The organism is Paenibacillus sp. J31TS4, from assembly GCF_018403265.1.
Taxonomy (GTDB): domain Bacteria; phylum Bacillota; class Bacilli; order Paenibacillales; family NBRC-103111; genus J31TS4.
The window spans coordinates 1-24,894 of the sequence record NZ_BOSI01000009.1 but is presented as its reverse complement, the minus strand read 5'-3'; the positions used below and the strand labels follow the sequence as shown (position 1 = coordinate 24,894).

Annotated in this window: 25 protein-coding genes; 17 read left to right on the top strand and 8 right to left on the bottom strand. The window is 60.7% G+C overall.

Translation table 11 applies throughout. The annotated features are described in order from the left end of the window. Positions 1-32 precede the first annotated feature (32 nt). The 5 genes from KJS47_RS22185 to hmpA all read left to right on the top strand — a co-directional run bounded on the left by KJS47_RS22185 (position 33) and on the right by hmpA (position 5,183). Positions 33-1,568 (top strand): DEAD/DEAH box helicase, encoded by a 1,536-nt coding sequence (locus KJS47_RS22185; RefSeq protein ID WP_213527840.1) that lies wholly within the window; start codon positions 33-35, stop codon positions 1,566-1,568. A 3-nt stretch (positions 1,569-1,571) separates the two neighbouring features. Next, on the top strand, positions 1,572-2,123 hold the full coding sequence (locus tag KJS47_RS22180; protein ID WP_213527838.1) for a hypothetical protein: 552 nt from the start codon (positions 1,572-1,574) through the stop codon (positions 2,121-2,123). 175 nt (positions 2,124-2,298) lie between these two features. Further along, positions 2,299-3,243 (top strand): helix-turn-helix transcriptional regulator, encoded by a 945-nt coding sequence (locus KJS47_RS22175; RefSeq protein ID WP_213527836.1) that lies wholly within the window; start codon positions 2,299-2,301, stop codon positions 3,241-3,243. Positions 3,244-3,312: 69 nt separating this feature from the next. Next, on the top strand, positions 3,313-3,813 hold the full coding sequence (locus tag KJS47_RS22170) for a DinB family protein (protein WP_213527834.1): 501 nt from the start codon (positions 3,313-3,315) through the stop codon (positions 3,811-3,813). 149 nt (positions 3,814-3,962) lie between these two features. After that, the gene (hmpA, locus tag KJS47_RS22165; protein ID WP_213527832.1) at positions 3,963-5,183 is read left to right on the top strand and encodes an NO-inducible flavohemoprotein; all 1,221 of its coding nucleotides are present in this window, start codon (positions 3,963-3,965) and stop codon (positions 5,181-5,183) included. 85 nt (positions 5,184-5,268) lie between these two features. On the opposite strand, the gene KJS47_RS22160 is transcribed toward hmpA, so the two are convergent. From KJS47_RS22160 to KJS47_RS22150, 3 genes are all read right to left on the bottom strand, one after another. Then, the gene (locus KJS47_RS22160) at positions 5,269-5,775 is read right to left on the bottom strand and encodes an SRPBCC family protein (RefSeq protein WP_213527830.1); all 507 of its coding nucleotides are present in this window, start codon (positions 5,773-5,775) and stop codon (positions 5,269-5,271) included. A gap of 69 nt (positions 5,776-5,844) precedes the next feature. After that, positions 5,845-6,168: an ArsR/SmtB family transcription factor gene (locus KJS47_RS22155; RefSeq protein WP_374707063.1), complete on the bottom strand. Its 324-nt coding sequence runs from the start codon at positions 6,166-6,168 to the stop codon at positions 5,845-5,847. 23 nt (positions 6,169-6,191) lie between these two features. Then, positions 6,192-6,530 (bottom strand): DUF1801 domain-containing protein, encoded by a 339-nt coding sequence (locus KJS47_RS22150; protein WP_213527826.1) that lies wholly within the window; start codon positions 6,528-6,530, stop codon positions 6,192-6,194. Between the two features lie 546 nt (positions 6,531-7,076). Here KJS47_RS22150 and KJS47_RS22145 point away from each other — a divergent pair. After that, positions 7,077-7,793 (top strand): glycerophosphodiester phosphodiesterase, encoded by a 717-nt coding sequence (locus KJS47_RS22145; RefSeq protein ID WP_213527824.1) that lies wholly within the window; start codon positions 7,077-7,079, stop codon positions 7,791-7,793. A 141-nt stretch (positions 7,794-7,934) separates the two neighbouring features. On the opposite strand, the gene KJS47_RS22140 is transcribed toward KJS47_RS22145, so the two are convergent. Both KJS47_RS22140 and KJS47_RS22135 read right to left on the bottom strand, forming a co-directional pair. After that, entirely contained in the window at positions 7,935-8,417 is a 483-nt protein-coding gene (locus KJS47_RS22140; RefSeq protein WP_213527822.1) for an NUDIX hydrolase, read from the bottom strand. 171 nt (positions 8,418-8,588) lie between these two features. Beyond that, positions 8,589-9,374 (bottom strand): DeoR/GlpR family DNA-binding transcription regulator, encoded by a 786-nt coding sequence (locus tag KJS47_RS22135; protein WP_213527820.1) that lies wholly within the window; start codon positions 9,372-9,374, stop codon positions 8,589-8,591. 246 nt (positions 9,375-9,620) lie between these two features. Between KJS47_RS22135 and KJS47_RS22130 the strand changes: the two genes are divergently transcribed. The 5 genes from KJS47_RS22130 to KJS47_RS22110 all read left to right on the top strand — a co-directional run bounded on the left by KJS47_RS22130 (position 9,621) and on the right by KJS47_RS22110 (position 13,882). Then, positions 9,621-10,364, top strand: a complete 744-nt coding sequence (locus KJS47_RS22130; RefSeq protein ID WP_213527818.1) for a class I SAM-dependent methyltransferase — start codon at positions 9,621-9,623, stop codon at positions 10,362-10,364. An 89-nt stretch (positions 10,365-10,453) separates the two neighbouring features. Beyond that, on the top strand, positions 10,454-11,221 hold the full coding sequence (gene hisA / locus KJS47_RS22125) for a phosphoribosylformimino-5-aminoimidazole carboxamide ribotide isomerase (RefSeq protein WP_213527816.1): 768 nt from the start codon (positions 10,454-10,456) through the stop codon (positions 11,219-11,221). Positions 11,222-11,532: 311 nt separating this feature from the next. After that, positions 11,533-12,090, top strand: a complete 558-nt coding sequence (locus KJS47_RS22120; protein WP_213527814.1) for an AAA family ATPase — start codon at positions 11,533-11,535, stop codon at positions 12,088-12,090. A 77-nt stretch (positions 12,091-12,167) separates the two neighbouring features. Then, a complete protein-coding gene (locus tag KJS47_RS22115; protein WP_213527812.1) occupies positions 12,168-12,737 on the top strand; it encodes a class I SAM-dependent methyltransferase in 570 nt (189 codons plus the stop codon). Between the two features lie 44 nt (positions 12,738-12,781). Next, a complete protein-coding gene (locus tag KJS47_RS22110; protein ID WP_213527810.1) occupies positions 12,782-13,882 on the top strand; it encodes a serine hydrolase domain-containing protein in 1,101 nt (366 codons plus the stop codon). Between the two features lie 40 nt (positions 13,883-13,922). Here the strand turns inward: KJS47_RS22110 and KJS47_RS22105 are convergent, their stop codons facing one another. Together KJS47_RS22105 and KJS47_RS22100 are read right to left on the bottom strand one after the other, a co-directional pair. Then, positions 13,923-14,591: an SIMPL domain-containing protein gene (locus tag KJS47_RS22105; protein WP_213527808.1), complete on the bottom strand. Its 669-nt coding sequence runs from the start codon at positions 14,589-14,591 to the stop codon at positions 13,923-13,925. Between the two features lie 147 nt (positions 14,592-14,738). Beyond that, a complete protein-coding gene (locus KJS47_RS22100; protein ID WP_213527806.1) occupies positions 14,739-16,877 on the bottom strand; it encodes a stalk domain-containing protein in 2,139 nt (712 codons plus the stop codon). 336 nt (positions 16,878-17,213) lie between these two features. Between KJS47_RS22100 and rpoD the strand changes: the two genes are divergently transcribed. Both rpoD and KJS47_RS22090 read left to right on the top strand, forming a co-directional pair. Continuing rightward, positions 17,214-18,146: an RNA polymerase sigma factor RpoD gene (gene rpoD / locus KJS47_RS22095; protein WP_213527804.1), complete on the top strand. Its 933-nt coding sequence runs from the start codon at positions 17,214-17,216 to the stop codon at positions 18,144-18,146. Between the two features lie 33 nt (positions 18,147-18,179). Further along, positions 18,180-18,404 carry a hypothetical protein gene (locus KJS47_RS22090; RefSeq protein ID WP_213527802.1) on the top strand — a complete coding sequence of 75 codons (225 nt, stop codon included), beginning with the start codon at positions 18,180-18,182 and terminating at the stop codon, positions 18,402-18,404. A gap of 297 nt (positions 18,405-18,701) precedes the next feature. Here KJS47_RS22090 and KJS47_RS22085 read toward each other — a convergent pair whose 3' ends face one another. Then, complete coding sequence (locus KJS47_RS22085) at positions 18,702-20,276, bottom strand: FAD-dependent oxidoreductase (protein WP_213527800.1); 1,575 nt, start codon at positions 20,274-20,276, stop codon at positions 18,702-18,704. A gap of 175 nt (positions 20,277-20,451) precedes the next feature. Between KJS47_RS22085 and KJS47_RS22080 the strand changes: the two genes are divergently transcribed. From KJS47_RS22080 to KJS47_RS22065, 4 genes are all read left to right on the top strand, one after another. Then, positions 20,452-21,771, top strand: coding sequence for an S-layer homology domain-containing protein (locus tag KJS47_RS22080; protein ID WP_213527798.1), 1,320 nt, complete (start codon positions 20,452-20,454; stop codon positions 21,769-21,771). 281 nt (positions 21,772-22,052) lie between these two features. Continuing rightward, entirely contained in the window at positions 22,053-22,961 is a 909-nt protein-coding gene (locus tag KJS47_RS22075) for a winged helix-turn-helix domain-containing protein (RefSeq protein WP_213527796.1), read from the top strand. A 226-nt stretch (positions 22,962-23,187) separates the two neighbouring features. Next, positions 23,188-23,631 carry a hypothetical protein gene (locus KJS47_RS22070; protein WP_213527794.1) on the top strand — a complete coding sequence of 148 codons (444 nt, stop codon included), beginning with the start codon at positions 23,188-23,190 and terminating at the stop codon, positions 23,629-23,631. A gap of 424 nt (positions 23,632-24,055) precedes the next feature. After that, the gene (locus KJS47_RS22065) at positions 24,056-24,526 is read left to right on the top strand and encodes an NUDIX domain-containing protein (protein WP_213527792.1); all 471 of its coding nucleotides are present in this window, start codon (positions 24,056-24,058) and stop codon (positions 24,524-24,526) included. Positions 24,527-24,894 lie beyond the last annotated feature (368 nt).

Here is a 24,894-nt window from a genome sequence, read left to right as displayed (position 1 = left end):
GACAAATCAGTCTATGGAAAAGAGGATTTCCCATGCAGCCCACATTTGACACACTTCCGATCGGTGAGGCCTGGCTTTCCCGCCTGCAGGCGCTCGGCATCCACGAGCCGACGCCGGTCCAGGCGGAGGCCATTCCGCTTCTGCACGCTAACAAGGACGTGATCGTCCAGTCCCAGACCGGAACAGGGAAGACGCTGGCCTACCTGCTGCCGCTGCTCGACCGGATTGATCCGGCCGAGAAGAAGGTGCAGGCGGTCGTGCTGGTGCCGACGCGGGAGCTCGGCATGCAGATCGTCGACGTGGCCGGCAAGCTGACGGAGGGCACCAGCATCCTGGCCCAGCCGCTCATCGGAGGGGCCTCGGTAGCCCGTCAGCTGGAGAAGCTGAAGCTTCATCCGCAGCTTGTCGTAGGAACGCCCGGACGGATCGCCGAGCTGCTCAAAACCCGCAAGCTGACGATGCACCACGTCCGGACGATCGTGCTCGACGAGGCCGATCAGGTGTTCCAGCTCAGCTCAGTGAAAGAGGTAGAGACGATTCTGAGCGGGGCGCTGCGGGACCGGCAGCTCGCCTTCTTCTCGGCGACAATTCCGGATGAGCTGATCGGGGTGGCCGACCGGTGGATGAACGAACCGGTCCGGCTGACGGCGGGTCCGCCCGAAGCTGCTCCTGCCAAAGTCGAGCATCTGTATCTCGTCTGCGAGGACCGGGACCGGATCGACACGCTGCGGCGCGCCATCCGGACGCTGCAGCCGAAGAAAGCGATCATCTTCATCACCGACACCGAGGTGGCGGCGGAGGTGGAGGGCAAGCTGCGCTACAGCGGCCTCCGGATCGGCTCGTTGTACGGGGATGCGGATAAGCTGGCGCGCTCCAAGGTGATCCGGCAGTTCCGCGAAGGCCGGCTGCCTCTCCTTCTGGCGACGGACGTCGCAGCGAGGGGACTGGACTTCCCCGACATCACCCACGTGTTCCACTTCGAGCCGGCGGCGGATGCCGATCATTACCTGCACCGGTCGGGCCGGACCGGCCGGATGGGACGCAGCGGCACCGTAGTGTCGCTTGTGACCGAGAAGGAGCGTTTCATTCTCGACAAATTCGCCAAACGGCTCGGCATCTCCTTCGAGCGCAAGCGGCTGTACGGGGGCGAGCTGACGGGTCCCGGTGAGCGCCGCGGCCGAGCTGCCGAGGAGCCGCGGAGCGGGCGCGCCGAGGCTGGGGCGCCGTCTGAGCCGGGCCGCCCGGCCGAGAGAGCGGGCCGTGGTTCCGCGCCGCAGAAGCCCGCAGGAGCCCGGCCGCCCAGCGGCGCCGGCCTGACGCGCGAAGACGCCGCCGGAGGGCCGTCGGCTGAGCGCGCGGCCGAGAGGCGCGCCCCGCTGGGCGGCGCGGCAGCCGGGAAGCCGGCGCGCAGCGGAGCCGAGCGGGCGGGCGAGCCCAGCGCGCGGACGTCGGCGGCCGGGCCGGCGCCCGGCAAGGCCAAGGCCGAGTTCAAGGAGGCGCGGCACCGCGACCGCAAGAACAAGGGCGCGCCCAAGTGGCTCAAAGAGAAGCGGGACCGGGAGAACTGACCGATGAAGCGCATCTTCGGGATCCTCTTCGTGCTTCTCCTGCTGCTGGCGGCGCTTGCCTACGGCCTAGTGCGGTTCGTGAGTCCGGAGCGGGAGCTTGACCTGTCCTATCCCCGCATCTCGATCCCGGACAAGGCGGCCCAGCTCCTGCTTGACCGGAAACCCGAGCTCGTGCTCACCGAGCAGGACATCAACACGCTGGCGAAGAGCGAGCTGAGCCGCCGGCCGCAGGTGCGGCCCGACGTCCGGGTGACGGGAGCGGACTTCCGACTGGATGGCAGCCTGCTGCTCGCCGACGTCAATCTACTATATAAGGACCAGCTGCCGGTTGGCGTCACCGCCGTCTACCGGCTAGCCTGGGAGGCCCCCGAGCTGGTCGCGTCGTTCGATCATGCGGAGATCAAAGGCCGGCGGCTGCCGGGCGGATGGCTCGATCCCGGCGAGCTGCGGGTCAATCTGGAGGAGCAGCTCCCCGGGTATGTCGGTATCGCGGGCGTCGAGTTCCCAGGCGACCAGGTGCGCGTCCGCTTCCACTTCGAATCCCCTCTGCGCTGAGCAGGAGGGGATTTTTTTCGTCGTTTTTCGCTGGGGGAAGACCTTCTCCCTTTCTCCTTGTTCCCGGAATGGGACGGACTGGTTTCCACCAGGGACAAGCCGATGGGGCGTTTTGTTTTGGCCGGATCCGTGCTAGAGTAGACGCAGAACCTATCCAGAATAAGGAGGCGCGTCCATGAAGATCGATCGGCTGCTGGCCATCACGATGCTGCTGCTCAACCGCCGGCGGGTGAGTGCCAAGGAGCTGGCCGACCGGTTCGAGGTCTCGATGCGTACGATCTACCGCGATCTCGAGACGATCAGCCTCGCCGGCATTCCCATCGTGTCGCACGCCGGTTCGGCCGGCGGCTACGAGATTATGGAGCAATACCGGATCGACCGGCAGTTTCTCTCGCTGGAGGAGCTGCAGTCGATCGTGGCGGCGCTCCGGGGGGTCCAGGCGTCGCTGGACGAGCAGGAGATCGGCAGTCTGCTGGACAAGGTGGGAGCGCTGGTCGCCCGCTCGGATCAGGAGGGGAGCTCGCTCGGGCAGCAGCTCGTGATCGACCTCAACTCATGGCACCGGGGAGATAAGGAAAAGGAGTGCCTGTCGGCGGTGCGCCAGGCGATTCGGGACCGCCGGGTGCTCGCGTTTCATTACACCAGCTCCGGCGGCGAGGATACCGAGCGGACATGCGAGCCGCTCGGCGTCGTGCTCAAAGGCTATACCTGGTACTTGAGTGCCTACTGCCGGCTGAGGCAGGACACGCGCATTTTCCGGCTGTCGCGGATCGACCGGCTATCGGTGCTCGAGGAGACGTTCGAGCCCCGGCCGCATACGCTCCAGTCGCTGACGTACCGGGGCTCGCGCACCGACCGGCCTGCGTTCATCCGGCTGGTGCTGCAGGTGCAGCCGCGGGCCAAGGCGCGCGTGCACGATCTGTTCGGCGGCTGTCCGATGCAGAAGCAGCCGGACGGCACGCTCCTCGTGACCGCGGAGCAGCCGGACGAGCCTTGGCTTTACGGGATGCTGCTCAGCTTTGGCATGGACGTTCGCGTGCTGGAGCCCGAGAGCGTAGCCGGCGCGCTCGCAGCCAAGGCCCGTGAGATTGCTCTGCAATATGAGGGAATACTGACATAATGGTGGCAAACGGGTTTGGTACGCTAGAGCCAGAGCAGCAAACCAACCGAAACCCGAGGAGGCATTCCCATGTTCGTAACCGTCAACCAATTCGTAAAAAGCTGGTCCCATGAAGCCGCCGCTACCCAGCGTGTTCTGGATATGCTGACCGATGATTCCCTCCGCCAGGAAATCGCGCCGCAATCCCGCACGCTCGGTCAGCTGGCGTGGCATCTGGTCGTGACCATTCCCGAGATGCTGGGCCGCACCGGTCTCGCCATTCCGTTCCCCGAGGGAGGCGAGAAGGCGCCCGCTTCGGCTTCCGTCATTGCGGAGGCGTACAAGCGCACCGGCCAGGCGATGCTCGAGATCGTCCAGTCGCAGTGGACGGACGACTCGCTGCAGCAGTCGAACGATATGTACGGGGAACAATGGCCGAACGGCCTGACGCTGCACGCGCTCATCCAGCACGAGATCCACCACCGCGGGCAGATGACCGTGCTGATGCGGCAGGCGGGACTCCGCGTGCCCGGCATCTACGGCCCGACGAGGGAAGACTGGATCGATCAGGGCCTGACGCCGCTCCTTTAATGCCGTTCCGGCTGCAGCCCGGTCTCCACCAGGAGATCGGGCTTTTTGGCGTCACCGTGGGGGCAGGACAGGGGTATAATGCGGCAGCGAAGGGGATTCTTAGTGGTATTGCCATAGGCAAGCCATTCCCTTCGAGAGGATGAACGAGCATGCTTGACGAACAAACGATCCGAATCGTGCAGGCAACTGCTCCCGTACTCAAGGAGCACAGCACGACGATCGGCAAGCGATTCTATGAACTCCTATTCGCCAAAGCCCCCCAGCTGAACAATCTATTCAACCAGACCAACCAAAAAAGAGGGTTGCAGCAGGAGGCGCTGGGCTACGCGGTCTACGCCGCGGGCGAGCATATCACCAACCTGGAGGCCATCCAGCCTGTCATCGAGCGGATCTCCCAGAAGCACCGGGCGATTGGCATCACGGCGGACCAGTATCCGGTCGTTGGAGAAACGCTGCTGGATGCCGTCAAGGACGTGCTGAAGGAGCAGGCGACCGAGGAGATCATTGGTGCCTGGGGACGGGCCTACGGAGCGATCGCCGACGCTTTTATCGAGCTGGAGAACAAGCTGTACGAGGAAACGAAGCGGCAGCCCGGCGGCTGGGAGGGATTCCGGGAATTTACAATCGACCGGAAGACCAAGGAGAGCGAAGAGGTGACCTCGTTTTATCTGAAGCCCCGCGACGGCCAGGCGATCGCGACGTACAAGGCGGGCCAGTATCTAACGGTCAAGCTGACCATTCCCGGGGAGCAATATACGCATTTGCGGCATTACAGCCTCTCGGACGCCCCGGGACATGATTATTACCGGATCAGCGTCAAGCGCGAGGATGCGCATGGGGAGACGCCGGAGGGATTGGTGTCGAACTACCTGCATGAGCGGATTCAGCAAGGGGATACGGTTATGGTCTCGGCACCGGCAGGGGACTTCGTGCTCGCGGAGGACCAGTCGCCGGTCGTGCTGATCAGCGGAGGCATCGGGATCACGCCGCTGCTCAGCATGCTGAATACGCTGGCGGCCGAGCAGCCCGGACGCGAGGTCGCGTTCGTTCATGCGACGATGAACGGCGGCACGCACGTCTTCAAGGAACATGTCGAGCAGCTGGCAGCGGCACACCCTTCCATCCGGTCGTATGTCTGCTACAACGCTCCGACGGAAGAGGACAAGCGCCAGAAGTCGTATGACAAGGAAGGGGTAGTCGATCTGCCGTTTTTGCAAGCCGCCGCTCCCGGCGGGGAGGCCCGGTATTATCTGTGCGGCTCGCTTTCCTTCATGGAGGCCGTCAACCGAATGCTGCGGGAGGGAGGAGTCCCCGCGGATCATATCTATTACGAGGCCTTCAGTCCCGTCGCCATTCTGGGCGAAGGGTAGCTAGCTGCCCATGCCCGCAGGACTATCGCAACGAAAAACACCCGGAGATCTTCTCCGGGTGCTTTGTGCTGCTGCGGCAGGGAGGTTACTTCTGGCCGGCCAGGTGATCGGCCAGCTGGTCGAACGTGCCGCCCAGGCCCTGCTGAACCATGGGCGCCATGCCGTTGAATGCCGCGAGTTCCTGCTCAGAGGCGTTGACCGGCCCGCCTTGCATCGTCAGCACGGTCTTGCCGTTCTCTTCGGCAAACGTCAGGATGTTGAGAATCTCAAGCGGCCAGTTCGGGTCAAACGGCGCCCGCACCGTATTGCCGTCCTCGTCCGAGAAGGACTGGAGGAACACGAGCTTATCCGGCGCGGCGACCTCCTGGTAGACGAATTTGCCCCACATGACATGCCCTTGGGGAGAATGCTGGCTGCCGAGAAACATGCCGCCGGGCCGTACGTCCATTTTGGCTACCTTCAGCGTAAAGCCCTTGGGCCCCCACCACTTGCCGAAATGCTCCGGATCCGTCCACATCTTGTAAACAAGCTCCCGGGGAGCGTCGTAAACACGGGACAAAACGATTCCTTGGGTTCCTTCTGCTTGATTCATAGTTCATCCTCCTAGATAAAGGTTAGGTGAAGCGAGGAAAAGCAGGGATAGCTAGGTACCGATAAAACGTTACTTGTTTTGTTCCTCCTGGAGCTGCTTCAGGTAATCGCCCAGCCGGTCGAGCTGTTCCTCCCACATGCTCCGGAATGTGTCCAGCCAGTCGTCCATTTGCCGGAAGGGCTCGGGACGAAGCTTGTAATACCGGCGGTTCGCGGAGGGAATCACTTCGACGATCTCCACCTCCTGGAGGACCTTCAGATGCTTGGATACTTGCGGCTGCCGCACTTGAAGCCGGTCGGCGAGCTCGCCAACGGTAAGAGGCCCTTCGCGCAGCAGCTCGACCATCTGGAATCGGTTGGGTTCGGCTAGCGCACTCAACGTTGCTGGATTCAATCTGCCCCCTCCGATCGTTGCCATTATAGCGAGTCGGATGCTTGAACTAACAGCCGGCTCAGCATGGCGTAGTCGGGCGAATCACCCTGGCGGATCTTCAGCCATTTCCGTTCGGGCGGTCCCTCGAATTCCTTCGGGACGTCCAGTCCGGTTGCGTTCATGATCATGAACGCAACGGCGTCCTTGGAGGGAGAGATGACGGCAGCATAATGTCCGTTCTTGAGAAAATGAGGCTTCTTATACTGGATTCGTTCCTCGACCTCCGGGATCGATTCGTGAACCATTTGGCGAAGCTGGCTGCAAAGCTCAGTCTGCCAGGGCTGTGCGAGTGCTTCCATATAGGCGGTTACTTCGGAATTCATTGGGTATAGCTCCTTTCCTGGAGAATGGGTGCACGCTCCTCGTGGCGACGAACGAAGTCGGAAGTGAGTCTGCTAGCAAACTGAGGCCGTGCCGGTGTCGGACTTGATGGTTATTTTTTCCATGTTTTATATATACCAGAGAAGGAATATTCCTGTCAAGGAATAATCGAAGAAAAAATTAGCGAGACTTGCAGAGATTTCGATAAACACGTTCTCAAAAAGCCAACCAGTCTGGTCTCCGTGCGGAGAACAGGCTGGTTGGCATGCCGATGGCGGCACAGCGTGGAATTGGAGGAGTCGGCTCGAATCGACAGCAGCAGGTCGGGCGTCTGTTGATGACCTTTACTATTCTCTTGTCCATACCGGCCAATATCACTTTCAAATTATTTTTCTTGTGAACAGTTGGTACACGCATTTCTCTGCTATCCTATATTTGAACGATACCCGGATAGTGCTCTTGAGTGCATATTCTTTTTCCAGAAACACTTTACCAAAGGCGTTCCGCTCGGTTCGATAAAAGGCTGAACGCGAAGGAGAGACTTGGACATGCACAAACCGAAATTTGTTGCCCACCGGGGGCTTAGCCTGCACGCGCCGGAAAATACGGTCGCTTCCTTTGAATTAGCGGGACGGTCGGGCTTCTGGGGGATCGAATGCGACACGTATTGCACGACCGACGGTCATTGGATCGTCCACCACGACCGCACGGTCGACCGAATGACGGACGGAACGGGAAAGACGAAGGATTTTGCGTTCGACGATATCCGCAAGTTGAACATCGTGTCCGGAGTGGACATAGAAGCGTATCCCGGTCTGCGCATCCCTACCTTGGGAGAAGTGCTCGACATTTGCAAAAAGTATGGGATGCATGCCTTTATCGAAATTGAGGAGTACCACCATGACGACAATCTTAAGGAGCTGGTGCGGCTGGTCGATCGCCACGGCATGCTGGGCAATAGCAGCTTTATCTGCTTTGACTCCGGCTCTCTGCACAAAGTGCGGGCGATCAACCGTCAAGTGCCGCTCGGCTATTTGACCGACAAGGCGCCGTCCGAGGCGGACGAGGCTCTGGCGGAACGGTTAAAGCCCGCGTTTCTGGACTACGATTATCGCTCGATTGCCCCCGAGGACGTGCGCAAGCTGGCTGCCAAGGGAATTGACGTATCGATTTGGACGGTCAATTCGCGGGAGGCTGCCGAGCCTTTTATCGAGTCGGGAGTAGGCTATATTACGACCGATACGTTGTTGATGGACAAGGAGTAAGGATTAGAACGTGCACAATGGGAGGTAACGACCCCGGGATGCCGTGAGCCGTTTTTGCAATAAGAAACAGCAGCCGCCAGGAAGGATGCGGGCCACAGTTCCAGGCGGTTGGCGGGCCTCGATTTCGGGTGGAGCTGCCGGCTAGATCGTCCGGTCCAGCTTCACCTCAAATTCTGGCTTGGTCACATACTCCATGTAAACCGGCTTCCCGTCGAATGCTAAATAAGCTTGATAGCGCGTACGGATCGCCGGGGCGGTCACCAGATCCAGCACGGTTTCCCTCTCCACCCAGCGGGATTCCGACGTTTCCTCGGATGTCCCTAGTGCTCCGCCGACAGGTTTGCATACAAAATCCAGCATCACCTTGGTGGGCACGTCGGTTACTCCGTCATGCCATTTGTGTACGCCCGTATTGGAAAAAACGCCAAACAAACAGGAGACCGTCACGTCGATTCCGCTTTCTTCTTTTATTTCCCTAATTAGCGCTTCGATCAGGTTTTCGCCGGCTTCGACCTGACCGCCGGGACATACCCAGCCGCCATGATGGGTCTTCACCAAAAGGATCTGTCCCAGCTCATTCTCGACGACGCCGCTTACCGCCACAATATGGGTGGGCATAGGCATGTGGATCCACCTCCCTTGTCCGGACTACGCGTTCCTGGCTTTGCCGTAAACGGCATGCCAATGCAGGTGCTTGGAATCCTGCGCCCGCTCAACACTTCCTCGCAGTAAAAATCGCTCGGCATCTGTTCTCCTCCTCCTATTCATCTCCATGCGCGGGAATAGCCGATGAGCCTAGTCTGTCGCCTCTTCCCCGGTACGGGCGACGAGCACCTGCGGGCCCCGAGCCGCCAAAGCCCGAACCGTCTCCTCGGGAGCCCGTTCGTCCGTAATGAGCAGGTTGAAGGCGTCGAGCGGCGCGGTGAACGCGAACAGGTCGAGGCCCAGCTTCTCGTGGGGAGCGAGACAGACGGCCTGCCTCGACCGTTCAAGCACGGTGCGGGCCAAGCTGGCGCCGTCCGCGGAACCGGTGCTGACTCCGCGTTCGGAAACCCCTCCTCCCGTCAGGAAGCACAGGTCGAACGAGAAGAGACGGAGCTGCTCCTGCGCGAACGCGTCCTTCAAGTTCCCGCTTGCAGCCGTCAGCCTGCCGCCGATCAGATACGCCTCGACGTTCGGGAAGCCCCTAAGCGCCTGGGCGACCTGGAGGGAATTGGTGACGACGGTAAACGGCATCTGCCGGGATAGATACTTGAGCATGCCGTACTGGATGCCGGCGCCGCCGAGGTAGACGGAATCGTTCTCTCGGATGCGCGAGGCCGCGAGACGGGAAACCGCGTTCTGGGTCGGCGAGCCCTCCCCATAGCGCTGCTCATCGGGCAGCGGCAGAACGCGGACCTTGGGGAGCGGCACGGCGCCGCCGTACGTCTTTTTAAGCAGGCCCTGCTCCTCCATCATCGTAAGATCGCGACGGATCGAATCAACGGAAAGCTGGAACTGGTCGGCGAGATCCTTGGCGATGACGCTTTTGTGTTGTTCTAGCAGCTCGAGAATGAGCTGTCGGCGTTCTTCGGCAAGCATGGCAAGCCTCCATTCTGGTTATTATTGGAAACTGTACTACTTCACATTATTCTGTTTTCTTCGGTTTTGTCAATCCATTTGCCTCTTATTTATTCCGGATTATTCGTCTTCTTTCTTTGGTTGTGGTTGGCCTTTCCCTGTGCTGATCCTTTCCCAAGCGCTGCCTTTACAGTCGGGCCGTGGAGAAAGAACAGCGATGCGGAATACCGCTGGCTGGATAAGAAAAAAGACAGGAGGGGAAGGAGCATGAAGCTAACCGGGGAACACCGTTATTTGCTGCAATCGGTCAAGGACTGGTTCGGGCAGCCGAAGCAGGTCGCCCATTACGAAGCCGAGCTCGAGCAGGGGCCGACGGAGGCCGAGCGGGCGCTGCTGGATCGGCTCCCTGCGGGGGCCGCCGTCCTGGACGTCGGCTGCGGGGCGGGTAGAATCAGCTTGGCGCTCGCTCGCCGGGGCTGCACGGTTACCGGCGTCGACGTCAGCGGGCTGCTGCTTGCGGCCGCCTCCGCCAAAGCGGAAGGGGTCCGGGGCGTTCAATTCCGCCAGGTCGAAGGCGCGGAGCTGCCGCATGGCGAGGCCGTCTACGACGCGGCGCTGCTGTTCAAGGTGTACGGCTACCTGCCGACCCGGGAGCTGCGCGCCGACTACCTGCGGAGGCTCTGCACGCTCGTCAAGCCGGGCGGAGTTTGCCTGCTCACACAGCATGTCGTGCCGGAAGACGCCATGGGCGACGCGCGGGACGAGACGTTCACGGAGAACCCCGCCTCCCGCTTTCGTATCCTGGAGGAGGGCGATACGTTTCCCGGCGGAACCGGGTATATACGGTGGTTCACGGAACGGGAGCTCCTCCAGGAGCTGTCCGCCTCGGACTATGTGCTGGAACGGTTCGCGAGCGACGAGCCGCATGGCGGAGCGGGCCTCCTCCGTCTGGCGGTTCTCGCGAAATCCGCCGGCGATGGATACGGCCTATCCTCGGGCCTGTCTCCATGATAGAATGGGGATAAGAGAGAGGTGCGAGAGAGCGGGCCGTCCTGCCGGGGCGGCTGTCTTTTCGCAGCCGGTCGGGAAGGTGTCTGCAGATGAGGTTTAGACCATGTATCGATATCCATCAGGGAAAAGTCAAGCAGATCGTCGGAGAAACGCTGGGCGCGGGCGCCGGAGAAGGCAGCGGCGTTGTGGAGAATTTCGTCTCCGAGCACGGTCCTGCCTATTATGCGGATCGGTTCCGACGGGACGGGTTGACCGGCGGGCACGTCATCATGCTCGGACCGGGGAACGAAGCGGCGGCGCGGGAAGCGCTGCAGGCTTACCCGGGCGGCCTGCAGATTGGCGGAGGCATTACGGCGGACAACGCCGCAGCCTATCTTGAAGCGGGGGCGTCCCATGTCATTGTGACGTCGTATATTTTTCGCGACGGGGCGCTCGACCGGGACCGGCTCGAGGCGATCGTCTCCGCCGTGGGACGGGAGCGGCTGGTCATCGATTTGAGCTGCAAGGAGAAGGACGGCCGCTGGTTCGTCGTGACGAACCAGTGGAAGACATTCAGCAGCTTCCAGATCGATGAAGCGAGCATTCGAGAGCTCGAAGGCTTCTGCGACGAATTCCTCATCCACGCGGTGGATGTGGAAGGCAAGCGGACGGGCATCCAGGAGAAGCTCGTGCGCGACCTCGCCCGCTGGGTGACCATCCCGACGACCTATGCGGGCGGTGCCCGCTCGCTTGACGACCTGGCCCTGTTCCGGGAGCTGACCGGCGGCCGGCTGGACATTACGATCGGCAGCGCGCTCGATCTGTTCGGCGGCACGCTGCCCTACCGCGACGTCGTGGCCGCCTGCTCCGAGCGGTAACGCTTCGCGTTCCGCGGGCGGCGCCTCGTCCGCACTTGTTATCCAATCACAGACGGCATAGACTGCTCGAACCCACCACGACCCGGCCTACCTTGAGGAGCAACAGGAGGCCGGGTCTTTTTTGCTGTCTTCCCGATTGCCGAGGGAGTTGGCAATCCCGTTGAGCATGAAGTCGGAGGCAGTAGTAGAGGAAGCAGTAGAGGCTAGTTGCTGAGGCAGTAGCAAAGGCAAATAGCGGGGACAAGCAGCAGAGGGTCAGGATAATAACAAGCGGCAACTCTTTCCGCTGCCGATAAGAGAGGAGGAGGCGGATGGCCAAACGGATCCATATTCTCGGGGCGGCCGGCTCGGGCACGACGACGCTCGGACGGGCACTGGCCGAAGCGCTGCCCCATGTCCACCTGGATACGGACGACTTCTATTGGGAAGATCCGGGCGTCTATACGGCCAAGCGTCCTATTCCGGAGCGGCTTGAACGGCTCTCCGCCGCGTGCGGGGAAGCGGGGCAATGGGTGCTGACCGGTTCGCTGTGCGGTTGGGGCGACCCGCTCATCCCCACTTTCGACCTCGTCGTCTTCCTGGTCATTCCGCAGCAGGTCCGGCTTATGCGGCTGGAGGAGAGGGAGCGCGAGCGTTATGGCCGGGACGTTCTGCCGGGCGGGACCCGGCACGGCCATATGGAGGCGTTCCTCTCGTGGGCCGCCCGCTATGAGACCGGCGGCCCCGAGGTGCGCAGCCGCGCGCTGCATGAGGCATGGCTGGCCGGGCTGACCTGTCCGGTTGTGCGGATCGAAGGCGATACGACGGTCGAGCAGCGGGTGGAGGCGGTGTTGGCGGCTTCGGGCCGTGAGGCCGCGGGAGAAGGGTGACGCCTCGCTTTGTTAAGGCTCCCCAGGTCTAGTTTGACGAACATAGGTTTTGAAACGAAAGAGGGGAGGAACCAGGCATGAACGAACTTGGCAAGCCTCATAGCGAGCCGCTTCGCATCATCATCGGCGCCTCGTCGCAGACTTACCCCGGCTGGACGCCGACCCAGGAGGAGGAGTTGAACCTGCTGAGGCCGGACGACTGGAAGCGGCGGTTCGGCAGCCGGAGGCTGCGCGCCGTACTGGCGGAGCACGTTTGGGAGCACTTGACGTACGAGGAAGGGGTAGCCGCTGCGCGGCTGTGTGCCGAGTACCTCGAGCCGGGGGGCTACATCCGGTGCGCGGTGCCGGACGGATACTTTCCGGATGAGGCGTATCAGCGGATCGTGCAGGTCGGGGGGCCAGGCCCGGCGGATCATCCCGCGGCCAGCCACCGGATCGTGCATACGTACCGTACGCTGTCCAGAATGTTCGAGGAGGCGGGGCTTCGGGTCCGGCTTCTCGAATACTGCGACGAGCAGGGAGTGTTCCACGCGGAGGACTGGGAACCCGAGGACGGCTTCATCTACCGTTCCCTCCGCTTCGATCACCGCAACCGGGACGGCCGGCTCGGCTTCGTGTCGCTCATCGCGGACGCGATCAAGCTGTAGAGGAGACGCTCCCCTATTCCATTTCGCAAAGGAGGCCTGGCATCTTGATCCCTGCCGCCCGCTATTATCCGCCGCCCGAATCGGAGGGCGGCTGGCGAACGCTTGCCCGCAAGGAGGATGCGCGGGCTCTTGGACTGGACCCGGACGAGCTGGCGGCTTTCGCCGACTGGAACCTGTCCATTGGGAATGAGCCGGGGGAACCGCCATCCCCGGTCGGTTTCCTGGCCATCAAGGACGGTTGGCTGGTCCATGAGGCTTACGACCGGCCGGAGACCAGGGACCGCCTGCTGTGGATCGCCTCCATCGGGAAGAGCATCACCTCCTGCCTGTTCGGCAGGTGGCTCGAGGAGGGGCGGCGAGGCAAGCTTCCGTTCCGGCTTGAGCTGGACGATCTGGTCTACGATCCCCGGTATTTGCCCGAGGGGTTTCCGCTGTCGGACGAACGCAAGACCGCCATCACGTTTCGCCACGTGCTGACGCATACGTCAGGGTTGCCGGCGAGCCGGTTCGTAGGAGGGGAGGGCTTCTCCTTCGTGGAGTATACGCTGGGGCGTTCCGCCGCTTATCCGGATACCGTCCGGCTGCTGGACGCGCCGGGTGCCGGCTACGCGTACAGCAACGTCGGCTATAACCATTTCTCCATCCTCGCTCCCCATGTGAGCGGCCGCATGTACCGGGACAGCGTGGAGCGGGAGCTGTTCCGTCCGCTCGGCATCGGGCGCACGGACTGGTTCGGCGAAGGCCCAAGCTATACATACCTCAGCCGCCTGTACGAACCGTCCAACGCGGGTCCGGACATGACCGCGCGCGATCTCGCCCGATATGCGTATCTGCTCCTGAGCGGAGGAGAATGGGAGGGGAGGGTGCTCGTGCCGGCCTCGTATCTGGAGGAGGCCAAGCAGGTGCACCGCATCAATGGCCGACAGCCTGCGGATTACGGGCTGGGCATGCGCACGAACGCCGAGGGCGGGATCTCCGCCTTCTGGTCTCGCCTCATGTTCGCCTTGGTGGGGAAGGGTCTGAACGTTGCGCTCCTCGTCCCGGAGCTGGACCTGCTTCTCGTGCGTACCAGCCAGGTGCAGAGCGAAGGCCGGCCGCCCTTCCTGCCGGAGTTCGCGAGGCGGGCCGAGCGGCTGCTCCTATAGCGGTCGGTGCGGCTGCCGGGCGGAGCCGGGACCGGCCCCGTCACCCCGGACGGCACCAGTATGTCGCCTGGACGGTCGCCGTCACCGTCAGCTCGCCCGGCTGCAGCGGGACGGCCGGCGCCCCCGCCGCGAACGCCGCCTTGAGCGGCACGGGCTCCCCGGGGCCCCGCACCTCGCGGATGCTCGCGGGCAGGGAAGCCAGCACCGCGCCGAGCTCCCGGGCGACCGTCCGGGCCTTCGTCCGGGCGTCCCGGACGGCCTCCGCCAGCGCCCGGTTCGCAAGCGCCTCGGGGTGTGCGGCGGCGAACCGGACGCCCTGGACGACGTTCGCGCCCGCGGCGACGGCCGCATCGACGAGCCGGCCGGCGAGATCGATTGGCTCGGCCGTCACCTCGAGCAGATGGGTAACCTGGTAGCCGCGGAACAGCCGCCTGCCCTCCTCATAGTCGTAGCGGGGCTCGATCCGGTACTCGGTCGTCTGAATCCGCTCCTGCGGAACGCCGAGGGCCCGGAGCGTCTCCACGATGCGGGCGACGGCGGCATTGTTTTCTTGCTCTGCGGTTTGCAGCGAAACGTCCTCGGTCTCCGTCCCGAGGACCAGAATGGCCCGGTCGGGCGTCCCCGACGCCGTGCCGGTTCCGTAGACCTCGATGCGGCACAGCCCCCCGTCCGGCGGCATGGAGGAGCGGGGCGAATAGGCATACGGCATGATGTGGTCTCCTTTCGGCTTGCCGAAGCCGGCATTATGCCCTAATGTATGGGGAAGCAGGCGGTCCGATGCGCGAATCCCCGGGAGCGCATAAAAAAAGCAGCCTATTCGCTTTCGCGAAGGCTGCTTGAAAAGCCGCACGGCCGGTTAAGAGAACAGGCGCACGAGGAAGCCGAGCAGGCCCGCGAAGAAGCCGGGCCGCTTCGCTTCGCCGCCGGAGCCGCTCGCAGTGGGCTCCGCTTCGGCGGTTGTGACGGCTTGGGCGCTGCCCGCCGCGGGCTCTGTCCAGGCTGCCGCCTGCCTGCTTCCGCCGGCCGTAGTCACGAGCACGGTCCGACTCGGGTTGTCCCAGTCCACCTTGCCGCCGAACGCCTCTCCGACGAAGCGGGCCGGCGCCATCGTGCTGCCGGCGACCAGCTCGGCGGCCGCCTCGAGCACGACCGGCTTGCCGTTCTTCTCCACCGTCCGGTCGCCGATCCGGAAGCGGATGACGGTGCCGTCCTTGCGCCCGGTGGCGGTGAGCGTCGCCTGGTCCCACGTCACCTCGGCCCCGAGCGCCTCGAAGATCGCGCGCATCGGCACCAGCGTCGAGCCGTTGCGGATGTACGCGGGCACCTCGGGGCGCAGCTCCTTGCCGTCGACGGCGACCGTCACTTCCGAGGACAGGGAGAGGGTCTTGGCGATCGCCTGCTGGCCGGCGCGGTTATAGATGCGTACCTCCAGCCTCGAGCCCGGCGGGACGCTGGCCGCATCCAGCTGGACGAAGTAAGGAGCGGCCTTTTGCGATTTGACGACGGAGCCGTTCAGCACGTAATCCACCTGCCCGATATCCACCTCGGGAATGCGGATATACGGCACAATCCTCACCTGCTTGCGGAAGGAGGCGCTCCCCTCGCCCTTGGCGTAGCCGGCGGCTGTCGCCGGCTTGACCCCCGTCGCGACCTGATCGAGGTAGAACGGCTGCGCGATGATGGAGCGGTAGGCGGCCATCATGGCGGGATCGTCGCGCAGCGAATAGTCGTTAAGCGATTCCCTGGTCGTCATATTGACGTTGAAGTAGGTGATCGCCTTCACGCGCGGATATTTCTTCGGCAGAACCTCGTACAGCCGGTCCAGGTTCGCGACCGCCCAGGAGGAGTGGGACTTGCCGTCGCGATTCGTCTTGTGCGCGATTCCCGTTTCGCTTAGCATGATCGGCTTCCGGTCCGCGTACAGCTTGTACACTTCGTCGAGACGCTCGATCGGACTCGTGCCGAATTGCGGCAGCGACGGCTGGCCGTCGCCGTACGGCATCGTGTACATGTTGAGGCCGACCCAGTCGACCGCGTCGTCTCCCGGGTAATAGGCGGCCATCGAGTAGCGGGGCACGTCTCCGGGACTCCAGACCATTGCGACGTTCGGTGCTTCTTCCTTCATTACTTTGGCGAGCAGCCGGAACTTCTCGATATACTTCTGGGGATCGCCGTGCCAGACGACCCAGGAGCCGTTCATTTCACTCGCGAAGCGCAGGAAGATGGGGATGCCGGTTGCCTTGGCGTCCCGTGCCCACTTGCGCAAATGCGCGTCGTCCTTCACCTCGTCCAGCCCGTTCGCCGGCTCCAGCGCGATCTGCAGGGCGATGTTCTTGCCCGCCTTCTTCACGTTGTCCGCGTAGCGCTTCGGGAAGTCTCCCGCGTATGGAGAGTAAGCCAGATAGATGGCGTGCTGTTTGCCGTACAGCTTGCTCGACAAGTTGAAGTTGTTGCCCATGTCGGGATCCTGCTCCGAATAGAGGCCGAGGTACAAGCCCGACTCAGGCTCGAATTTGGCGAGCGGCACCTGCTTGGGAGCAGCGGCCCGCCGGATGGCGTCGGCGTCGTCGGTCGAGACGTACAGGTCGAGCACCGGCCGGAGCTCCTGCGCGCGTGCCCAATCCTGGGCTCCCCAGTCCTTGCCGGCCTTGAGCCAATAGTCGTTCTCCAGCTCGTAATACCGGACGGCCTGCGTATAGTCCCGGACGGATTCGTAGTATTGGCCGAGCCGCTTCGCATAGAGGGCGGCGTTCGTCCAGCCGCCGACCGTGCCCTGAGTGGCGTAATGGTCGACCAGCCGTGCCCAAGACGGGGCGGCCTCGGCCGGACGGCCGCTGTCGGCGGCCTTGTTCGCCCGGACCTCCAGGTCCCACCAGCTGTCTGCGGACGCGGGGGAGGGGAGCGAAGCAAGAGCGAGAGAAGCGGCGAGCACGAGGGACAGGGCTCGCGTGCCGCGGAAGGTAGGATGCGGATTCTTGGTAGTCGGCTGCCTCATGAACAATCGGGTCATCCTTTCTTATGGCAAGGACGCATCCGGCATCGCCGGACAGGCCCCCCTGGTTGGTGTGATAGGGTTGTCCTACTAGTATCGGCAGGAAGAAGTGCGGATTAAACCGGAGCGGCGGAAGGGGACAAAATGGCGGCACAGCAAAACCCCCGCTGCTATCGCAAGGACGGCCAGCGGGGGAGGAAAGACTTAGGAAGGACTTGTAAAATAAGAAAGCATATGATAGAATATCATACGCCATTCGTTTATATTTATCATAAATATAGCAAAGTCGAATAATATTGTCAAGAGAAATATGATGAATTTGGGAAAGGGAGGGAGCGGATGAGAGTGGACGATCAAGATAGAGTAGAAACCGACGCTGGCTCTCACGACCGGCAGGAGGATGGCTTTGCCGCAGACTACGATCTGCTGCTGCCTGCCGGGATGAGAACGGACGATCCCGTCCGAATGTATTTGAAGGAAATCGGTCGCGTTCCGCTTCTTTCCTCCGAAGAAGAGATTGCTCTCGCCAAACGGGTACAGCAAGGCGACGAGAAAGCCAAGCAGCGGCTCGCGGAAGCGAACCTGCGGCTGGTCGTCAGCATAGCGAGGCGATATGCGGGCCGGGGGATGATGTTCCTCGACCTGATACAGGAAGGCAATATGGGGCTCATGAAGGCCGTCGAGAAATTCGACTATTCCAAGGGGTTCAAATTCAGCACGTACGCAACGTGGTGGATCCGGCAGGCGATTACCCGCGCCATCGCCGATCAGGCGAGAACGATCCGGGTACCGGTCCACATGGTCGAAACGATCAACAAGCTGAACCGCGTCACGCGGCAGCTTCATCAGGAAATGGGCCGGGAGCCTACGCCCGAGGAGCTGGCCAAAGAGATGGATCTCACCGTCGAGAAGGTGCGCGAGGTGATGAAAGCGGCGCAGGAGCCCGTCTCCCTCGAGACGCCGGTCGGTGAGGAGAACGACTCCAACCTCGGGGACTTCATCGAGGATCAGGAGGTGCTGGCACCGGCCGACGCGGCCGCGTACCAGCTGCTCAAGGAGCAGCTGAACGACGTGCTGGATACGCTGTCGGAACGGGAGGAGAACGTGCTCCGTCTCCGGTTCGGTCTGGTCGACGGACAGTTCCATACGCTAGAGGAAGTGGGCCAGAGCTTCGGGGTGACGCGCGAGAGAATCCGCCAGATTGAAGCGAAGGCGCTGCGCAAGCTGCGGCATCCGAGCCGGAGCAAGCAGCTGAAGGACTTTTTGGAATAATGCAGCTTGCCCTAGCGGCAGAGGGAGGACGCCATGAAAGCCGGATTTGTCATTCGTTGTCTGAACTGCGGGACGGAACACACGGTCCAGCCCGGGCCGCGCGCCTACCGGCAGGAGGCGATCGTCTTCGGAACGGATAATTACGGAGCCGATCATATCTCCTGCGAATGCGGGAATGTGCTCGAAGAAAACAGCCGGTACGAAGGCAAGCCGTTCGAGAGCGAGTTTCGCGTCGAATGGCGGTCGCTGTCCAAATAAGCGGAGCGTCTGCTCGCCGCATCGGCTTGCCAAGGCTGGCCGCCGGCAAACAGGAGGGTGGGGACCGATGCTTCACGCCACCATCCGGGTGGGCTCGGCCGGCCCTGCCGCTCGAACGACAGCTCAAGCCCCGGACGGTCACCGATCGTCCGGGCATGAGCTTCCTGCCCGCAGAACCACCCCTGCACACACAAACAGCCCCATTCGGAATGAATCCGAATGGGGCTGTTTGTTGTATGTGCCCGGCTTGTGTCCTGGCCATCAAAGGCTGTGGGACTGGAGACCGGACAGACTAGCTTATTTGCGGGTCTTCACATAGCTTGGGTAGACGATCTCGCCCGCGTCGAGCTTGCGGAGCTCTTCCTCGGACCAGCCGGCGACCTTGTTGTTCCCCGTGACGCCCGTCAGCTTGATCTGGTACTTGCTCTCCAGATAGGCGTGCAGCGCCGGCCAGTCGGCGTCGGTCAGCTCGCGCAGCTTCTTCTTGCCCTGCAGCTGGCCGAGGATGACGCCGATCGATTCGGCGGCCAGCGCCGTGTTCGGCTGAATCCGGGCGCTGCCGTAAGCAAGCGCGGAGGAGCCGACGTTTTTGCCGGCCATGATCACGTTCTCGTAATTCTTTAAGAGGAAGCTGCGCAGCGGCATGCCGTACTTGTCCGGCCGCCCCATCTCGATGCCCCATTTGTTGGCGCTCGTCCCCTGCAGGTCGAGCGGGTAGCCGCCGATGCTGACGTTGTCGGGATACATCTTGGCCCCGAGCAAGTCGGACACCTTCAGCACGTGGTCGGTTTCGTAATGATTGTATTCGCGGATGTACAGATAGGACGGGAACCCGTTCAGCTGCGCGTTCTGCCAGCCGGGCAGCGTCTTGCGGAAGTGCTCCAGGATGAGCGGAATTTCCTTTTTCCCGAGCTCCATCGCTTCCTGCACCGACTCCGGCTTGGACGGGTCGACCGTGTAGATCAGGAAGGCGTTGATGATGACCTCGCCGTCCCGCTGGCTGACGGCATTCAGGCCACGCAGGAATACCCGGTCGTTCGTCGCTTTGTAGCGGTTGGTTGCGTTCGTGAGGCCAATCGCGAAGCTGCTGTTCACAGCTGTCGACGATTCGTCGAACGTCTTCCAGTCCACGTTCTTGAACTTCATCATCATGCCGGCGCTCATATATTCGATCTCCGAGCCGCCGTAAAAGGCCTCTAGCCCCGGCAGGCGCGTCACCTTGAGCCGGGAAGCGAGCGCTGCATAGTCGGTGTTCTCCACCCAGTAGGAGGCGGCGACTTTTTTCTTGGCGCCGTCCTTGTCCGTATAGACGATCGACTGGAGAGCCTCGGTGCCGTTCACGCCCCCGCCGGTCGCGATCTTGTCGATCCGAATGCCGGATTCGATCGGAATGTCCTTCGCGAGCTTGTCGTTGTAGTACGTGGTGAACTCGGACAGCTTGCGGATCTTGCCGCTGCGGAAGCCGTCGAACAGCTCCTTGGCCCGGCCCTGCACGAGCAGGCGACCTTGCTCGTCCCTCGTCTCGTCGAGGAACAGCATCTCGCCCTGCAGCAGCTGCCCTCCGACCTTGTCTCGCGGATCGAGCACGATGACCTTGAGTCCTTCGTCCTTGGCGGCACGGGCCAGGTACATGCCCTCCATCTCCGAGCCGATGACCGCGACATCGTAGGTTTGGGCGGGCGGATCGGTTTCCTTGGGCGTGGGGGCAGGCGAAGCTCCGCCGGACCCGTTCGTCGCCGCGGTGCTTGGCTGCGGGCTTCCGCCGCCCTGGGCCGCCCGGTCGCTGGAGCGGAGCAGGCCTATGGCGCCGACTACGACGAGTGCGAGCAGAGCAAGCGCCGCGAGCGGCATCCATTTTTTGCTACGTTTCATGAATCGGTTTCGTCCTCCTTCATAACTAGTCACTGTGCCTAGTCTATCATTTTTCCGTTAACCCCCTCAAATGATTTTGGTGCGGCGAACCATGTTATGGAAAAGGCACCTTGCCTTCCTTTGTTGGTCCGGACCCGACAAACACCAAACGAAAAGAAAAGGGAGTGCATTTCGAATGAAAACATCTTCTTTCCGCAAGGTCATGATCGGCGGCCTGACGATGGCGATGGTAATCGGCGGCTCCGCCTCCGCATTTGCCGACGGCAAAAAAGGAAACGAAAACGGCAACGGCAAGAACAATGGCAAAGGCAATCAGCTGGAATGGCGCTGGTCGGGCTATGACAAGCCGGGCAATGGCGGCAAAGTTCCTTACAATACTCTTGTAAACGGCAACATTAACATTATCTTCAATTTCCACGACGTGAAGGGCGGCGACGTCGAGTGGGTAACCCGCAACCTGGCGAGCCTGGCTCCGCTGCGCGTGTTCGAGGGCTATGAGGACGGCTCGTTCCAGCCGCGCAAAACCGTAACCCGCATCGAAGCGATCACGGCGGCCGTCCGCCTGATGGGGCTGCGCGAGCAGGCCGAGTCCAAGGAAGAAATGAGCACGGAGCTTAATTTCAAGGACGCCGACAAGATCGCCAAGAAATATCCGTGGGCGGTCGGGTATGTAGCGGTTGCGGCGGAGAACGATCTGTTCACCGAGACCGACCAGACGGTTAACCCGGAAGCGCCGGCAAGCCGCCTGTGGGCAACTACGCTGCTTGTGAAGGCGATGAAGCTCGAAGGCGAAGCCAAAGCCAAGATGAACACAAAGCTGGACTTCCGCGATGCGAACTCGATTCCGGCCGGCTCCGTCGGCTATGTAGCGGTTGCGCTCGAGAGAGGCCTCATCGACGGCTACGAGAACAACACTTTCCGTCCGGACAAGCCGGTGACGCGCGCCGAGCTGGCTGCGCTGCTTGACCGTACGGGCGATCAGCTTCCGGGCGTCGGACAATCGACCGTAGCCGGAGTAGTTCAGGGAGCCGTCAGCGACAACAAGCTGACCGTGAAGAAGGGCAATGAGCTGGTCCAGGTGAACGTCGACCCGAATGCCTTTGTCTTCAAGGACGGCAAGCAGGTAACCGCAGCGGATATCCAGAAGGGCGACGTAGTCAAGGTGCGTCTGTACAACAATACCGCGATCTTCATCGAAGTGGTGAAGTCGGGTGCGGACCAGAACCAGTTCGTCGTGAACGGCCTGTTCGACTCGCTCAAGCTTGACGAGACTGGCCGCATCTCGTCCATTACGGTAACTCAAGGCACGTACGGCAATAACGATACGGTAACCGGAGACGCCTATGACGACAACGTGACGAAGGCAACCTACAACGTCTCCAAGGAACTGCGGATTATCGGCGACTCCTCCAAGCTCGTGAAGGGCCAGCCGGTTACACTGTCCGGCAAGGACAAGCTCGTCGAATTGATCCAGATTCATAACGTAACCCGTTAAGCTACTTGCAAGACTTGGCGCGCAAGGGAAAGAGAGGCACGGCTCCGGGCGGCCCAGCGCCGTCCGGACCCTCTGTCCCAAACAAAAACAGCCCCGTTCCGAGCGGCAGCTCGAGACGGGGCTTTTGCCGATCGGAGAGAGAGGAGCCGCGGCCCCTTTCCGATATCGAACGGTGGAGCCTTCTAGCCCGCGGGGCTGTGAGCGGTGCGTGCACTCTCCCGGATGCGGGGTTGCTCGGTCCGCCTTTCGCGCTATAATTAAGGGCAGAGAGGGGTGGAGCCGTGAGTTACCGCTTGGTCGTTCAGTTCACGCCGCTGGACGAGCTGTTCAGCAGCCTGCATACTTATATTTGCCGCAAATCCCATAAGAAGATCGACCTCTCCCCTTCCTGGCCCAAGGAAACCCGCCAGCGCCTGACGCCCGCGTTCGCATCGGAGCTGGACGAGCTGCAGGTGGATGCCGACTGGCGCCTAACGATGCTGCTCGTCCATCTCTGTCCAGGGGAGACACCGGAAGCCTTCCTCGCCTGGCTGGATGGCCTGACGCCGGGCGGCATGTACGAGCTGATGGCCGAGTACGGCCATCAATTCCCCGGGCAGATGAGCGAATACCGCTCGCGGACGCTATCGCACTTCGAGCAGTGGAACGAACAGTACTTTCGAAAGATTGACCCGGCTATCCTCGAAGGGCTGGAGCGGGAGCGTGACAAGCGGCTCGGCGTGCTGGCGGGGATGCCGCCGGACTTGTTCGTGGACGAGACGACGAACGGACTGGCGTTCAAGCCGGTAGCGGGACTGGAGGAGCTTGTGCTCGTCCCGCAGTACCATTTTCAGCCGGTGAACATTATCGGATCGTACGGCCCGCTGACGATCTGTTATTATTCCGCCCGTTTCTATATCGGCGATGACGCGTTCTTGACGCCGCACGAATATCGGATGATCCGCAGTCTGGGGGAAAAGAGCCGGCTGATCATCCTCAAATATCTTCACAAGGGGCCGCGGAGCTTCATCGAGATTGCCCGCCATCTCGGCTTGTCCAAGGGCATCGCTCACGACCATATCTCCAAGCTGAGGCAGGCCGGGCTGATTTATGCCCATTTTGAGGGAGAGACCGTCACCGAATACAGCCTCCGGCCCAAGGCACTCAAGGAGATCGAGAGCCGGCTGACCGCCTATATCGAGCAGGACTAACGGGACGGGAACGCCAAGAACAAACGGCAAAACGCACCTTTTTTCCGAGAGGAAGAGGGCGCGTTTTTTTTGTATGCAGTTCTCTCTTTACAGAACCGTCATACGTTTCTATAATAGGCATAACGATCAAAACACACCTGATTAGTCGGAATTATCCGCGACCATATCGTCGCCTGCCATTTGGTCTAGCCTAGAGAGACAGAGAAGAGAGAGATGAGGGGACGCCATGGAAGCAGTCAAGCTGCCGCAGCCGTACGGCCTGCGGCTGGAGATGATTCGAGCGAAAGGGTATACGAGTGAGCAGATCGTCGCTCTGCTTGGGAAGGATAGCGCGGAGGCCCTGCGGGAGCAAGTCGGGCAGGAAGGTAATTGGGACGGCTTCCTCGATTATGTGCGCGAACACAGAGGAGAAGTGGAGACGGCGCTGACGACCGGATACCGGTTCAAGTTCCTGACGATCGGAGGCGTCCGGAGTCTGCTGACCATCCGATTCGGCAAGGAAGAGGGCAAGGATTTCCGGTTCGGCGGCATGTTCTTGGAGGATGTCCGCCTGTGCCCGGAGGAGCTGGCGGAGCTGAGAGAGCTCGTGCCGCGGCATTGGGCGTTCGTGGAGGAGCCGGGCGGGCAGGGAACGGAGCCGGCACCGATTCGGATTCAGCTTGCGGACTAGCCACGGCGACACGTTAGCACTTGGTTGGAATGGATGGGCAGGGTACGATAATCTGTTCATTGATCAGCAAGCCTAAAGAGGGTCATCTACACGACAAGTGTAATTGACCCTCTTTATGTTTCTATTTGTTATTTGTCCCCATTATTTTAACAATGCCTCTACCTGTGGTTTAAAGAGTCATTTCGTCTTGACGCATTACAACATAATGGTTAACATTACCATAACGTTTGTGAAATGGGGTAAATAAATGTATAATTTGATTTTGAGACAACCTCATCATCATGAGAGGCGTTAACACATTCCTAAAAGATTAGGGATGGGTTAACGCTCTTCGCGCTTCCCATCCTGCGATATGCAACGCGCAGGACCCATGGGTCCTGCGCGTTTTTTGTTTCAGCATATAAGAAAAGGGAGGGCTAAAGAAATGACAATCATGACAGATGCGAAAGGGAATATTTTTTTAGAATTCTTAGAAATCGAGGAAAATCAACTTGATGTTACCGCACTCGATGCACCACTAACCCATGCATTAATTGTAGTGGAATGCCAGGGGAAGTACCTGTTCATGCATAATAAATGGAGAAACAGTTGGGAATTGCCCGGAGGTATTATCGAAGAAGGAGAAACTGCCAGGCAATGTGTAATTAGGGAATTATTTGAGGAAACCAATCAAAAAATAGATGAAGTTGCCTTCAAAGGTTTAATGAAATTTAGACTTCAACCAAGTTTTCATGGTCCTGAAAGGACAGAGTATGGCGTTTTATTTTCAGGTCAACTATGCCAACTTGATGATTTTGTTGAGAATGATGAAGCTAGGGCAATTATTCTGTGGGACGGTATATCGAAAATTGGACAGATTGATGAGATAGATAAGAAATTGATTGAGTTCACCTGATTTATCATAACTTTAAATAAAGGGAGAAATTTTTTTGTACAGGCAGATGAGTTAGCTGACGATGATGTCTTATAAACGACAGTGTCTTACACTGCCTTAAATAAAGCATAAATAGCCCATTGCCCTACAAATTGGAAATTAAGGAGCTTCCAAATTTCGGTGATGGGCTCATTGAATTTTGATAAGCACTACACTACATTAGACTGAGAAAATAAAGTTAGACCGGACACTGTGGATTAAGCTAAACCAGCTAATAGCTTGTCAAGATTTTTCAATAAATGTTTTAGAAGATGATGTTATACTTAGATCTGTGCATGCCAAATAACCCTCCAATCTGTGACTGGAAGGTTTTTCATATCGCTGGTCTT

What these genes read in the sequence shown, in the direction of transcription:
- KJS47_RS22065 (WP_213527792.1), top strand. Translation starts at nt 24,056, where the DNA reads ATGACAATCATGACAGATGCGAAAGGGAATATTTTTTTAGAATTCTTA.
- KJS47_RS22090 (WP_213527802.1), top strand. Translation starts at nt 18,180, where the DNA reads ATGAAAGCCGGATTTGTCATTCGTTGTCTGAACTGCGGGACGGAACAC.
- KJS47_RS22115 (WP_213527812.1), top strand. Translation starts at nt 12,168, where the DNA reads ATGAACGAACTTGGCAAGCCTCATAGCGAGCCGCTTCGCATCATCATC.
- KJS47_RS22080 (WP_213527798.1), top strand. Translation starts at nt 20,452, where the DNA reads ATGAAAACATCTTCTTTCCGCAAGGTCATGATCGGCGGCCTGACGATG.
- KJS47_RS22130 (WP_213527818.1), top strand. Translation starts at nt 9,621, where the DNA reads ATGAAGCTAACCGGGGAACACCGTTATTTGCTGCAATCGGTCAAGGAC.
- KJS47_RS22185 (WP_213527840.1), top strand. Translation starts at nt 33, where the DNA reads ATGCAGCCCACATTTGACACACTTCCGATCGGTGAGGCCTGGCTTTCC.
- KJS47_RS22150 (WP_213527826.1), bottom strand. Translation starts at nt 6,530, where the DNA reads ATGAATTCCGAAGTAACCGCCTATATGGAAGCACTCGCACAGCCCTGG.
- KJS47_RS22070 (WP_213527794.1), top strand. Translation starts at nt 23,188, where the DNA reads ATGGAAGCAGTCAAGCTGCCGCAGCCGTACGGCCTGCGGCTGGAGATG.
- hmpA (WP_213527832.1), top strand. Translation starts at nt 3,963, where the DNA reads ATGCTTGACGAACAAACGATCCGAATCGTGCAGGCAACTGCTCCCGTA.
- KJS47_RS22160 (WP_213527830.1), bottom strand. Translation starts at nt 5,775, where the DNA reads ATGAATCAAGCAGAAGGAACCCAAGGAATCGTTTTGTCCCGTGTTTAC.
- KJS47_RS22140 (WP_213527822.1), bottom strand. Translation starts at nt 8,417, where the DNA reads ATGCCTATGCCCACCCATATTGTGGCGGTAAGCGGCGTCGTCGAGAAT.
- KJS47_RS22105 (WP_213527808.1), bottom strand. Translation starts at nt 14,591, where the DNA reads ATGCCGTATGCCTATTCGCCCCGCTCCTCCATGCCGCCGGACGGGGGG.
- hisA (WP_213527816.1), top strand. Translation starts at nt 10,454, where the DNA reads ATGAGGTTTAGACCATGTATCGATATCCATCAGGGAAAAGTCAAGCAG.
- KJS47_RS22180 (WP_213527838.1), top strand. Translation starts at nt 1,572, where the DNA reads ATGAAGCGCATCTTCGGGATCCTCTTCGTGCTTCTCCTGCTGCTGGCG.
- KJS47_RS22170 (WP_213527834.1), top strand. Translation starts at nt 3,313, where the DNA reads ATGTTCGTAACCGTCAACCAATTCGTAAAAAGCTGGTCCCATGAAGCC.
- KJS47_RS22120 (WP_213527814.1), top strand. Translation starts at nt 11,533, where the DNA reads ATGGCCAAACGGATCCATATTCTCGGGGCGGCCGGCTCGGGCACGACG.
- KJS47_RS22085 (WP_213527800.1), bottom strand. Translation starts at nt 20,276, where the DNA reads ATGAAACGTAGCAAAAAATGGATGCCGCTCGCGGCGCTTGCTCTGCTC.
- KJS47_RS22100 (WP_213527806.1), bottom strand. Translation starts at nt 16,877, where the DNA reads ATGAGGCAGCCGACTACCAAGAATCCGCATCCTACCTTCCGCGGCACG.
- KJS47_RS22145 (WP_213527824.1), top strand. Translation starts at nt 7,077, where the DNA reads ATGCACAAACCGAAATTTGTTGCCCACCGGGGGCTTAGCCTGCACGCG.
- KJS47_RS22175 (WP_213527836.1), top strand. Translation starts at nt 2,299, where the DNA reads ATGAAGATCGATCGGCTGCTGGCCATCACGATGCTGCTGCTCAACCGC.
- rpoD (WP_213527804.1), top strand. Translation starts at nt 17,214, where the DNA reads ATGAGAGTGGACGATCAAGATAGAGTAGAAACCGACGCTGGCTCTCAC.
- KJS47_RS22135 (WP_213527820.1), bottom strand. Translation starts at nt 9,374, where the DNA reads ATGCTTGCCGAAGAACGCCGACAGCTCATTCTCGAGCTGCTAGAACAA.